Genomic DNA, 11,688 nt, shown 5'->3' on the forward strand with positions numbered 1-11,688 from the left:
GGGCACTTCAGGGCGTTTTTGCCCACATATGGGAGGCGGCATGACAGAGACGGCGAGCGGCCCGGCACGAGGTTCCCGTACCAAGGGAGCCAAGTCGACTGCGACCAAGCAGGGCCTGCGCATCGAGCGCATCCACACGACCCCTGGCGTGCACCCGTACGACGAGGTCGCGTGGGAGCGCCGTGACGTCGTCATGACCAACTGGCGCGACGGCTCGATCAACTTCGAGCAGCGTGGCGTCGAGTTCCCCGACTTCTGGTCGGTGAACGCGGTCAACATCGTCACCAGCAAGTACTTCCGGGGTGCTGTCGGCACGCCGCAGCGCGAAACCGGGCTGCGGCAGCTGATCGACCGGATCGTGAAGACGTACCGGAAGGCCGGCGAGGACTACAACTACTTCGCTTCCCCCGCCGACGCCGAGATCTTCGAGCACGAGCTGGCCTACGCCCTCCTGCACCAGATCTTCAGCTTCAACTCGCCGGTCTGGTTCAACGTCGGCACGCCCCAGCCGCAGCAGGTCTCGGCCTGCTTCATCCTGGCCGTCGACGACTCCATGGAGTCCATCCTCGACTGGTACAAGGAAGAGGGGATGATCTTCAAGGGCGGCTCCGGCGCCGGCCTGAACCTCTCCCGCATCCGCTCCTCCAAGGAACTGCTCTCCTCCGGCGGCAACGCCTCCGGCCCGGTCTCCTTCATGCGCGGCGCCGACGCGTCCGCAGGAACGATCAAGTCCGGTGGCGCCACCCGCCGCGCGGCCAAGATGGTCATCCTCGACGTCGACCACCCCGACATCGAGAACTTCATCGAGACCAAGGTGAAGGAGGAGGAGAAGATCCGCGCCCTGCGTGACGCGGGCTTCGACATGGACCTGGGCGGCGACGACATCACGTCCGTCCAGTACCAGAACGCCAACAACTCGGTCCGCGTGAACGACGAGTTCATGAAGGCCGTCGAGTCCGGCGGAAAGTTCGGCCTGCGCGCCCGGATGACCGGTGACGTCATCGAAGAGGTCGAGGCCAAGTCCCTCTTCCGCAAGATGGCGGAAGCCGCCTGGGCGTGTGCCGACCCGGGCATCCAGTACGACGACACCATCAACCACTGGCACACCTGCCCGGAGTCCGGCCGGATCAACGGCTCGAACCCCTGCAGCGAGTACATGCACCTGGACAACACCTCGTGCAACCTGGCCTCGCTGAACCTGATGAAGTTCCTGAAGGACGACGGCGAGGGCCACCAGTCCTTCGAGGCCGAGCGCTTCGCCAAGGTCGTCGAGCTGGTCATCACCGCGATGGACATCTCGATCTGCTTCGCGGACTTCCCGACCCAGAAGATCGGCGAGAACACCCGCGCCTACCGTCAGCTGGGCATCGGATACGCCAACCTCGGCGCCCTCCTGATGGCGACCGGCCACGCGTACGACAGCGAGGGCGGCCGTGCGCTCGCCGGCGCCATCACCTCGCTGATGACCGGCACCTCCTACCGCCGTTCCGCCGAGCTCGCCGCGGTCGTCGGCGCGTACGACGGCTACGCCCGTAACGCCGAGCCGCACCAGCGCGTCATGAAGCAGCACTCCGACGCGAACGCCGTGGCCGTCCGCATGGACGACCTGGACGCGCCGATCTGGGCCGCCGCCACGGAGGCCTGGCAGGACGTGCTCCGCCTCGGCGCGAAGAACGGCTTCCGCAACGCGCAGGCGTCGGTCATCGCCCCGACCGGCACCATCGGTCTCGCGATGTCCTGCGACACCACCGGCCTCGAGCCGGACCTCGCGCTGGTCAAGTTCAAGAAGCTCGTCGGCGGCGGCTCGATGCAGATCGTCAACGGCACGGTTCCGCAGGCGCTGCGCCGCCTCGGCTACCAGCCGGAGCAGATCGAGGCGATCGTCGCCCACATCGCCGACCACGGCAATGTGATCGACGCCCCCGGCCTGAAGACCGAGCACTACGAGGTCTTCGACTGCGCGATGGGCGAGCGTTCCATCTCGGCCATGGGCCACGTGCGGATGATGGCGGCGATCCAGCCGTGGATCTCGGGCGCCCTCTCCAAGACGGTCAACCTGCCGGAGACGGCGACCGTCGAGGACGTCGAGGAGGTCTACTTCGAGGCCTGGAAGATGGGCGTCAAGGCGCTCGCCATCTACCGCGACAACTGCAAGGTCGGCCAGCCCCTCTCCGCCAAGACCAAGGAGAAGGAGAAGGAGGCGGTCACCGCCAAGGCCGAGGACACCATCCGTACGGCCGTCGAGAAGGTCGTCGAGTACCGCCCGGTCCGCAAGCGCCTGCCCAAGGGCCGTCCCGGCATCACCACCTCCTTCACGGTGGGCGGGGCCGAGGGTTACATGACCGCCAACTCGTACCCGGACGACGGTCTCGGCGAGGTCTTCCTGAAGATGTCCAAGCAGGGCTCCACCCTCGCGGGCATGATGGACGCCTTCTCGATCGCCGTGTCGGTCGGTCTGCAGTACGGCGTGCCGCTGGAGACCTATGTCTCCAAGTTCACCAACATGCGCTTCGAGCCGGCCGGTATGACGGACGACCCGGACGTGCGGATGGCGCAGTCGATCGTCGACTACATCTTCCGCCGCCTGGCGCTCGACTTCCTGCCCTTCGAGACGCGGTCGGCACTCGGCATCCACTCGGCGGAGGAGCGTCAGCGCCACCTCGACACCGGTTCGTACGAGCCGGAATTCGAGGAGGACGACGTCGACGTCGAGAGCCTGGCCCAGTCCGCTCCCGTGCACGTCGAGCCGCTGAAGGCGGTCGCCTCGCCCGAGGAGACCGCCGCCGAGAAGCCGGCCCCCAGGGCCGCGCACACCTCGGCCGAGCTGGTCGAGATGCAGCTCGGCATCAGCGCGGACGCCCCGCTCTGCTTCTCGTGCGGGACGAAGATGCAGCGCGCCGGGTCCTGCTACATCTGCGAGGGCTGCGGCTCGACCAGCGGTTGCAGCTGACCGGGCAGGTCGCGTCCGGTGCGGGTCTGAGCACCTGCAACTGACGCGCTGATCCGCACACGGAGAGGGTGCCGGCCACGAGCCGGCACCCTCTCCTGCGTCCCTGGGGGCTCGGAGATCCAGGCCGTCGCCTGACGGGCTCTACCGGTCCCTCGTCCGGAGACCGTGCCCCAGGGGAGGGGGATCGCCGGGCGAGCGACCGGGGACGTGCGCGGGCGCCGGACACGCCCCCATGCGCCGGGGCCGTCCGCGAGAAACTGGTGCGACACGAGACCGCGACAGGCCGGACAATCGTCCGGTGACTGAAGAGAAGAGTCGTCTCACCCTCCGTGTCGTCGTTCCGGAGCAGTCGCAGACGGGTGAGCCCGTGCAGGTCAGGCCGCTGGTCGACGGCCTGGACATCCTGGCGGACGCGTTCACCGAGGGGCCGGGCGAGGACCCCATGTACCTCCTGTCGCCGGACGGCCAGAACCCGACCAGGTCAGGCTCTTCCTCTTCCATCCGGGGCGCGCGGCTGTCGGGGGAGACCGCCCGTGGCTGCAGTTCCAGACTGTCCGCGCCGTGTCCGACGACGACCCCGCGGCGCAGGCGAGGAGACTCGCCGAACAGGTCCTGGCCGACGATCCCCGCAGGGTGGCCGAGGTCTGCGGCGGATCGCCGGTCTTCGCCGGGCAGCTCGGTTACGTCTGGCCTCGGTCCACGAGAGCGTGAACCGGTCACGCGTCTCTTCGCCCGCCGCCTGTCAGCCGGCGGCGTTTCCCATCATGGCGGCGAACGAACCGGGGTCGCCGTCGAAGCCGCGCACGGCCGCGCGAAAGGCCCAGGACCCCGCGGCATCCCGTACGAACTCGGCGACGACCGCGGCGGTGGCGGTGGCAACGGCGGAGAAGTCGTCCTCCGCGAGGCTGGTGTAGCCCTCCCGGATCTGTACGGCGGTGTGCTCTATCTGACCGAAAGTCTTGTGACCGTCACGCTGCTGGATGGCGACGCCGACCACGACCCGGGCGTACGCGTCCGACAGCCGGTCGAGTTCGAGCGTCATGACCTCGTCGAAGCCGTAGCCCTGCCCCGTCCGGCTGTCCCGGTTCAGCGTGATCGTTCCGTCCGGGGACCTGCTGTCGAAGTGCACGAGGTAGGCGGGGCTGCCGTAGGGCGCGTCCGCCCCGTAGGTGGCCGCGATGATGTCGAGATCGTTGGCGGGTTCACCGGCAGGGCTCGGATCCCACTTGACCCGCACTTCCACCTTCTCGATGTCCTTGTTGGGAGTGCTCACCGGACGTCCCTCCTCGCTGCCGGGCCGACTGGCCTCTTCCACCCTCAGATCATGTCCGTAACTGTCGGTGATTCCAACCGCGTTGGTGTCCGGCGTCGCTTTCGGGCCACGGCATGGCCGGGGTTGAGCGGTCGACCGCCGCCGACCGCCCGGAGCGTGACCCGCGCCACGCGGGGCGCCGTACGATGGCGCAGTGCTGGTCAAGTGGATTCGCTGCACCGTGGTGGACCGCCGCGGTTTCGAGCGGGGGCAGCGGAAGTGGGCGGGGCTGCTCGACGAGCCCGGATTCCGCGGGCAGGGCGGCGGGTGGAGCCGAGGGCAGCCCGACGTGGCCCACGTGTTCGCCTTCTGGGAGAACCGGGTGTTCTACGACTCCTTCATGGCCAGTGGACACGACCGGCTGGCCGCCGGGCAGTCCGGCATGTACAAGGACATGCGGGTCAAGCTCTTCGAATACCGCTTCGACGTGAAGACCGGATTCGAGCCCCACTTCACCGACGCGGACGTGGTGAGGGTGGCGCACAGCCGTGTGTACGAGGACCGCGTGGACCACTTCGCCCTCATACAGCAGAGGGTGTGGAACCCGGCCATGGCCGGATCCCCAGGGATGCTGCGCGGAGTGTTCGGGGAAGCGCCGGGGCACGAGTTCCTGGTGCTGTCGATGTGGCAGTCGAGCGCGGAGCGGGGCAAGTACCGGCCCGAGAGCATCGCCCGGCTCTCGGCGCGTGCGGAGACCGAGAGGGACGTCGAGACCCTCACGGGCGACGTGGTCCAGCTGGAACCGTCGTGGACGGTCTGACGCACGCCACGGTCTGACACACGCCCTTGCCATCGTCCCCGCGGGGACGCCTGCCTGCCGCACGCGGACCCGCGGTTCTCTCGGTCACATACACCCGATGGAGTCCGCACAATTGCTCGATCCGGCCGTACGGCAACTAGGGTCGGTACATGGCACGACCGCAACGCATCGTTCTCGTCCGGCACGGTGAGTCCGAGGGCAATGTCGACGACTCGGTCTACGAACGTGAGCCCGACCACGCGCTGAGGCTCACGGCGAAGGGCCTGCGCCAGGCAGGGGAGACGGGCGCCCTCCTGCGCGAGCAGTTCGGGGACGAACGGGTCAGCGTGTACATCTCGCCCTACCGGCGTACCCACGAGACGTTCAGGGCCTTCGGTCTCGATCTCGCGCGCGTCCGGGTCAGGGAGGAGCCCCGGCTGCGGGAGCAGGACTGGGGCAACTGGCAGGACCGGGACGACGTCAGGCTGCAGAAGGCGTATCGGGACGCCTACGGCCACTTCTTCTACCGCTTCGCCCAGGGTGAGTCGGGGGCGGACGTGTACGACAGGGTCGACGCGTTCCTGGAGAGCCTTCACCGCAGCTTCGAGGCCGCCGACCATCCGGAGAACGTCCTGCTGGTCACCCACGGCCTCACGATGAGGCTCTTCTGCATGCGGTGGTTCCACTGGTCGGTGGCGGAGTTCGAATCGCTCTCCAACCCTGGAAACGGCGAATCCAGGACCCTGCTGCTCGGCGAGAACGGCCGCTACACGCTCGACCGGCCCTTCGAGCGGTGGCGGACCCCTGAGCCGTACGGCATCACCGGATAGAGTGGCAGGGCGATGACCGCTGACTCCGCTTCCGACCGGCGCTTCGAACGCGCTCTGGCCAGCCTGCGTGGACTGTCCGTGGGCGATGCCCTGGGCTCCCAGTTCTTCGTACCGGCCAACTACCCGCTGCTCAAGGACCGGGCTCTGCCGCCCGGTACCTGGCAGTGGACCGACGACACCGAGATGGCGTGCTCCGTGCTCGCCGTGCTGGCCACGCACGAGCGCGTCGACCAGGACGCCCTCGCGCAGTCCTTCGCCCACCACCATGACTTCGACCGCGGCTACGGGCCCGCAGTGAACCGGCTGCTCCGGCTGGTGAGGGAGGGCGGCGACTGGCGTGAGCTGGCGTCGGCGCTCTTCCAGGGCCAGGGGTCCTGGGGAAACGGCTCGGCGATGCGCATCGCACCGCTGGGCGCCTGGTACGCCCACGATCCGGAGCAGGCCACGCATCAGGCCGAGATCTCCTCCTACACCACCCACCAGCACCGCGAAGCCGTCGTGGGCGCCATGGCCGTCGCGGCAGCCGCGGCGCTCGTCGCCGCGCCGGAAGGACCGCCCACGCCGGAGGACCTGCTCGACGGCGTCGTCGCGCTCGTCCCGCGCAGCGCGGTCGGGGCCGGCCTGCGCCGTGCGCGCGACATGCTGGACTACCGGGACGCGGGGACGGTCGCCGCGGTGCTCGGCAACGGCCGGCGTACGAGCGCGCACGACACCGTGCCGTTCGCCCTCTGGTCGGCCGCCCGGAGTCTCGGTGACTTCGAGGAGGCCTTCTGGGTGACGGCGCAGGCGGGCGGTGACGTGGACACCACCTGCGCGATCGTCGGCGGCATCGTTGCCTCCGGTGCGGGTGGCGCACCCCCTGCGGACTGGTTGGTTCGCACGGAGGAACTGCCGGAGTGGGTCCCGCTCGCTCGCGCGAGTCGCTGACGTACGACGGGCGGCGGTCCCGGACCGGCCTCGGTGACGTTGCCGCTGATGGGGCGGGGCTGCTCAGGGCCTGGCTGCACCGCTCTCCCGGCCGCTGGGAAGGACCTCTGCTCCGCCGACGGTCGCCCGCTGCTCTGCTTTGTCATGTCTACTGTCACGGTCCTGCCACAGGGGCGGCCCCGACCGGCCGAAGAGCCCGGAGGGGACTTACGCTTCGGCCACGCCGCCCCCAGCGATCTTGGTGGGTGTGCGCCTTAAAGACTCCGGGGCCGGCGCGCCGCGATGTGGCCGTGCGAGCGGCCCCGGGTGGGGAGGGGTCCCATGTCCGATCAGCAGCCCGAGGCTTCCGAGCCCGAGGCGTCCGTGCCTGAGGTGTCTGTGTCCAAGGCATCCGAGGCGTCCGCGCCTGAGGATTCTGTGCCGAAGGCGTCCGCGCCTGAGGCCGCCGAGGCGCCCGGGTCCGAGGTGCCTGAGCGCAAGGCGTCGTCCGGGTCCGTCGACGCCGCCGGGGCGGGTACGCCCGGCGGCTCGCCCGGCTCCGGCGGGGAGGCCGCTCCTGAGAATGCCGGCCGCGCGAAGGCACGGAGCGCGTCCGCGCAGGCGCCTGCCTCAGCCGTGCCGCCGCAGTATCCCGGCCCGGACGTGCCGAAGGTGCCCGCCTACCTCCAGGCACCGCCCCCGCCGGACGTCTGGCAGCGACGGGCACAGCAGCAACCGCCCAGCCTGCTGTCCCGGCTGCGGCCGCCCGCCCCGCCCGCGATCGACGCTGCGACGCTCTGGTCGGTGCTCGCCACGGCGCTCCTCAGCGGACTGCTGCTCGGCGACGGCCTGGGGGTGAACCTTTTGATCGTGGCCGTGCCGGCCGCTCTCGCGGCGTACTTCGCCGCGCGCGCGGCGGGGCGCAGGCTGCGGCCCTGGACCGCTGTATGGGCGGTGGGCGGCCTCGCGCTCCTGGCGATCCCGGCTCTCCGCGACGCGGGCTGGCCCGTGTTCCTCGCCGTCGTGTCCGCCCTGGCCCTCGGCTCGCTCGCCCTCCACGGCAGCCGCAGCTGGCCGGGAGTGCTGCTGGGATCGGTGGGACTGTTCCCCTCGATCGCGGCAGGCATGCGCTGGGGATGGCGTGGAGTGCGCGCCCGTGCGGACGACTCCAAAGGCCGTGTGCGCACTGTGGTGCGCACCTCGGCGGTGGCAGTCGTACTGCTCGTCGTCTTCGGCACCCTCTTCGCCAGCGCGGACGCCGCCTTCGCCGATCTGCTGGGCAGCCTGACCCCCGATGTGTCGGTCGGCGACAGCCCGTGGCGTGTCTTCCTCTTCGTGCTCGGACTCGTCGGAGCACTCGCGGCCGCCTACACCGCTGCCGCCCCGGTGCGGTGGGACCGCATCAGCGTCCGGCCGGGCAAGGCCAGGGGCCGGGCGGAGTGGGCCCTGCCGCTGATCGTGCTCAACCTGCTCTTCGCGGCGTTCATCGCACTTCAGCTCGTCGTGCTCCTCGGCGGGTACGACAAGGTGCTGGAGGAGACGGGCCTGACGCCCAGCGCCTACGCCCGCCAGGGCTTCTGGCAGCTCCTCTGGGCCACCGTCCTGACCCTGCTCGTCATCGCCCTCGCTCTGCGCTGGGCGCCGCGCGGCGGCCCCCGTGACCGCACGCTGGTCCGGGGCGTGCTCGGCGTCCTGTGCGCACTCACACTGGTGGTCGTGGCCTCCGCGCTGCGCCGCATGGACCTGTACGTGGACGCGTTCGGGCTCACCAGGCTGCGGATCTCGGTGGCGGCCGTGGAACTCTGGCTCGGTGTCGTCCTGGTGCTCATCCTCGCGGCAGGTGTCTTCGGTGCCAGGATGCTGCCCCGCGCCGTCGCGGTCAGCGCCGCCGTGGGAGTCCTCGCCTTCGGGCTGGTGTCGCCCGACGGGCGGATCGCTGAGCAGAACGTCCAGCGGTACCAGAGCGACAGGACCATAGACATCCAGTACCTCAAGGGGCTCTCGGCCGATGCCGTACCCGCCCTGAACGAGTTGCCGGAACCACTGCGGTCCTGTGCGCTGAAGAACTTCCAGCGTGACTTCGCCGTGGAGGACGCTCCCTGGTACTCCTCCAGCTGGGGCGAGACCCGAGCCAGGGACATCCTGGAGAAGAACCCTCCGCGTGAGGACGGGACCGACTGCTACGGCGTCGGCCGGGAGGCCGACGAGCGCGACGGTTACGAGGAGGAGGACTCCTACGACCCGTACTGAGTCGTCCCGTCCATGACGCGACTCCCGTTTGTGGCCCGACACCCCGAACGTCTGCCCGCCTGCCGCGCTTCGGGGAGGGCCGTCGTGATGGCCGACGGCGGCCGGCCGGTAACTCCCCGGCGTTCCATGCAAGTCGGCCGAGGAGGAGCCGAGCGCCGGGCCGGGTTCACGACTGCGATGCGCGTGAGGCGGAACGCGTGCGGGTGGTGCATCCGCGCGGGTGCTTCAGGTCCTGCGGCCGACGGTGCCGGGGTGTGTCCGTTCAGGGGGTGGCACCGGTCGGTGGTCACTTCGGCGGGGTCGGGTGCTGACGGGAGCCGATCCGCTGCGACGGTGTGCGGCCCCGACCTCACGAGGGTGACGTGCCGCACCGACGTGTGCGACAGCGAATCGTGGGACGGTGGAGCGGCCGGGGCCGGCCTGTCGGCTCACGGGGCCTGCGGCTGCCTCTCGGGCGGCCGGCACGCCCCGCCGGACCCGAGCCCGCCATGTCCCGGATAGGACCGGAAGAGCCTCCGGTCGCCGGACGGTGCCCCGGGGTGTTCTTGCCGTGCCCATCGGCGTAACCTGGCAGGCGCCATGCCGTACGAACCACCCACGCACACCGTCGAGCGCTCACTGCGCGCTACCTCCGGTGCCAGAACCGTCGCCGGTGTCGACGAGGTCGGACGCGGAGCGTGGGCCGGCCCCGTCACCGTGTGCGCGGCCGTCACCGGTCTCCGCAGACCTCCAGAGGGCCTGACCGACTCCAAGCTGATCAGCCCCAAGCGCCGGGCGGAACTCGCCCCGCTGCTCGAGAAGTGGGTCACGGCCTACGGTCTGGGGCACGCCTCACCGCTGGAGATCGACGACCTCGGCATGACGGCGGCGCTGCGTCTGGCGGCGGTCAGGGCGCTGGAGGCACTGCCCGTGCGTCCGGACGCCGTGATTCTCGACGGGAAGCACGACTATCTCGGAGCGCCCTGGAACGTCCGTACGGTGATCAAAGGTGACCAGTCCTGCATCGCCGTCGCGGCGGCCTCGGTCATAGCCAAGGTCCACAGAGACACCATGATGGCCGAACTGGGCGCCGACACAGGGCAGTACGAAGACTTCGCCTTCGGCGCGAACGCGGGCTATCCGTCACCCGTGCACCGGGCCGCGCTGGAGGAACAGGGGCCTACGCCCCACCACCGCCTCAGCTGGTCCTACCTCGACGCGCTGCCCCGGTGGCAGCACCTGAAGAAGGTCCGATTCTCCGCCGAGGCGGCTGCACTGGAAAGCGGGGGCCAGCTCGGCTTCGACTTCTGATCGCACAGGCGCATCCACCCGTCGGCGTACCGCGCCGGCCGTGACAGACAACCCATTCATGCCTCTCATCCCCGAGGAGCCTCAGATTCCCGAGAGCGCCCAGGGTCCCCGCGTAACTCCGGCCGCCGGCCGCACCGCGCCGACCCCCCGTCCCGTACCTGGTCCGCGTTCCGCGGCCACGCCGCGTCCCGGAAACCCGGGCCGAGGCCCCGCGCGTCCCGCGCCCCCGGCACAGCGCCCGCATCCCGCACCCCCGGTGCCCGCCGCTCCGGTGCAGACCGCCGCCAAGGCCCCGACCGCCCGGCAGCTGCCGGGTGACGGTGCCGCGGCACAGTTCCAGCTGATCCCGGCCCCGGTGGGCGGCGCGATCGACGCGGCCGACGAGGCCGTCGACCTGCTGCTCGACTCCGGACGGGCACCCGGCGACATCCTGGTGCTCACCACCGGCGAGCAGCACCCCTGGGCCGCGCACGAACTCTCCTTCGGGGAGGCCGCGTACTGGGCCCAGCACGACGCGGGCGACGACGTCTTCTTCGCCCGCACGGCGAACGCCGACCGCTGCGCCTCGCGTTCCGTGATCGTCGTCGCGGTCAATGGCGACCTCGACGAGACGTCGGCCCGCGCACTGGCCGACGTACGTGAGCGCGCCGGCGCGCTGCTGATCGTCTGCGGCGACCCGCAGAAGGTCAACTCGGCGCTCGGCGCAGGCGTCTGAGCTGTATTTCGCGTGGGTCCCGGCCGTCCATGAGGACGCTCGGGGCCCACGTCTGCCTCAGCGTGCGGCGGTCCGTCTCAGGGCGTCCGCCGCGCCGCCACCGGTCCGCAACGGAACCGGATCGTGGTCGGCCGAGGTGTCGGCCAGAGCCGAAGGCGTGGACGACAGCGTGGGGCTGCGCCCGCCCCGGCCCTCGCCGAGGACCTGCCAGCCGCCGTGCGTCAGGGTGATGTAGGCCCCGCACCGCAGGCCGTGCAGTGTGCAGGCGTCCCGCAGCCCCCACATCCAGGCACCGTCCTCCTCGGTCCAGCGCTCGTCGCCCTCACGGCAGTAGAGAAGGACGGCTGTACGCACCGGGGTACGGCGGCGCAGGTCGTGCGGGATCACCCTGCGCAGATGCGCCAGCAGGGCATTGCGGAACTCCCATCCGTCCGTGGCCACCGTGGCTCGACGGGCGAACGAGGCGCTGGCCGTCAGGCGTTCCTCATGGTCGAGGACGGCGACGACCGCGGTGGCGGGTGCCGGACGGTGCCGGGCATGGAGACCGCTGACGACTTCACGTGGGCTGCGGAGCAGTGGTATCCCGGCCGCCGCCCACTCGGCCGGTTCGAGCATCCTGGCTACGTGGTTGACGGAGCCGGCGGATGCCGACAGCGATGTGGCTGCGGACGGAGCGAATCCGAAGGTCACGGTCCT

At 70.4% G+C, this 11,688-nt stretch carries 10 protein-coding genes; 8 read left to right on the plus strand and 2 right to left on the minus strand.

The window, feature by feature from the left end:
• Positions 1-40: 40 nt before the first annotated feature.
• The gene (locus ABZY45_RS24690) at positions 41-2,950 is read left to right on the plus strand and encodes a vitamin B12-dependent ribonucleotide reductase (protein WP_356743062.1); all 2,910 of its coding nucleotides are present in this window, start codon (positions 41-43) and stop codon (positions 2,948-2,950) included.
• Positions 2,951-3,511: 561 nt separating this feature from the next.
• Positions 3,512-3,661 carry a hypothetical protein gene (locus ABZY45_RS24695; RefSeq protein ID WP_356743063.1) on the plus strand — a complete coding sequence of 50 codons (150 nt, stop codon included), beginning with the start codon at positions 3,512-3,514 and terminating at the stop codon, positions 3,659-3,661.
• A 31-nt stretch (positions 3,662-3,692) separates the two neighbouring features.
• On the opposite strand, the gene ABZY45_RS24700 is transcribed toward ABZY45_RS24695, so the two are convergent.
• Entirely contained in the window at positions 3,693-4,223 is a 531-nt protein-coding gene (locus ABZY45_RS24700) for a TerD family protein (protein WP_356743064.1), read from the minus strand.
• 193 nt (positions 4,224-4,416) lie between these two features.
• On the opposite strand from ABZY45_RS24700, the gene ABZY45_RS24705 reads away from it, so the two are divergent.
• The 6 genes from ABZY45_RS24705 (at position 4,417) to ABZY45_RS24730 (ending at position 10,992) form a co-directional block, all read left to right on the plus strand.
• Positions 4,417-5,022, plus strand: coding sequence for a YdbC family protein (locus tag ABZY45_RS24705; RefSeq protein ID WP_356743066.1), 606 nt, complete (start codon positions 4,417-4,419; stop codon positions 5,020-5,022).
• A 149-nt stretch (positions 5,023-5,171) separates the two neighbouring features.
• The gene (locus tag ABZY45_RS24710) at positions 5,172-5,831 is read left to right on the plus strand and encodes a histidine phosphatase family protein (protein ID WP_356743068.1); all 660 of its coding nucleotides are present in this window, start codon (positions 5,172-5,174) and stop codon (positions 5,829-5,831) included.
• Positions 5,832-5,843: 12 nt separating this feature from the next.
• Entirely contained in the window at positions 5,844-6,758 is a 915-nt protein-coding gene (locus ABZY45_RS24715; protein ID WP_356743069.1) for an ADP-ribosylglycohydrolase family protein, read from the plus strand.
• A gap of 321 nt (positions 6,759-7,079) precedes the next feature.
• Positions 7,080-8,987: a DUF4173 domain-containing protein gene (locus ABZY45_RS24720; RefSeq protein WP_356743071.1), complete on the plus strand. Its 1,908-nt coding sequence runs from the start codon at positions 7,080-7,082 to the stop codon at positions 8,985-8,987.
• A 579-nt stretch (positions 8,988-9,566) separates the two neighbouring features.
• The gene (locus ABZY45_RS24725; protein ID WP_356743072.1) at positions 9,567-10,277 is read left to right on the plus strand and encodes a ribonuclease HII; all 711 of its coding nucleotides are present in this window, start codon (positions 9,567-9,569) and stop codon (positions 10,275-10,277) included.
• A gap of 58 nt (positions 10,278-10,335) precedes the next feature.
• Positions 10,336-10,992, plus strand: coding sequence for a hypothetical protein (locus ABZY45_RS24730; RefSeq protein ID WP_356743384.1), 657 nt, complete (start codon positions 10,336-10,338; stop codon positions 10,990-10,992).
• A gap of 57 nt (positions 10,993-11,049) precedes the next feature.
• Here ABZY45_RS24730 and ABZY45_RS24735 read toward each other — a convergent pair whose 3' ends face one another.
• Positions 11,050-11,682, minus strand: coding sequence for a hypothetical protein (locus ABZY45_RS24735; protein ID WP_356743073.1), 633 nt, complete (start codon positions 11,680-11,682; stop codon positions 11,050-11,052).
• Between the last annotated feature and the right edge of the window lie 6 nt (positions 11,683-11,688).

Source organism: Streptomyces sp. NPDC006516 (assembly GCF_040611875.1).
GTDB lineage: Bacteria > Actinomycetota > Actinomycetes > Streptomycetales > Streptomycetaceae > Streptomyces.

Bases quoted from the DNA above. Each gene is read 5' to 3' on its own strand.
- ABZY45_RS24690 (WP_356743062.1), top strand. From the start codon at position 41: ATGACAGAGACGGCGAGCGGCCCGGCACGAGGTTCCCGTACCAAGGGA.
- ABZY45_RS24710 (WP_356743068.1), top strand. From the start codon at position 5,172: ATGGCACGACCGCAACGCATCGTTCTCGTCCGGCACGGTGAGTCCGAG.
- ABZY45_RS24715 (WP_356743069.1), top strand. From the start codon at position 5,844: ATGACCGCTGACTCCGCTTCCGACCGGCGCTTCGAACGCGCTCTGGCC.
- ABZY45_RS24720 (WP_356743071.1), top strand. From the start codon at position 7,080: ATGTCCGATCAGCAGCCCGAGGCTTCCGAGCCCGAGGCGTCCGTGCCT.
- ABZY45_RS24725 (WP_356743072.1), top strand. From the start codon at position 9,567: ATGCCGTACGAACCACCCACGCACACCGTCGAGCGCTCACTGCGCGCT.
- ABZY45_RS24730 (WP_356743384.1), top strand. From the start codon at position 10,336: ATGCCTCTCATCCCCGAGGAGCCTCAGATTCCCGAGAGCGCCCAGGGT.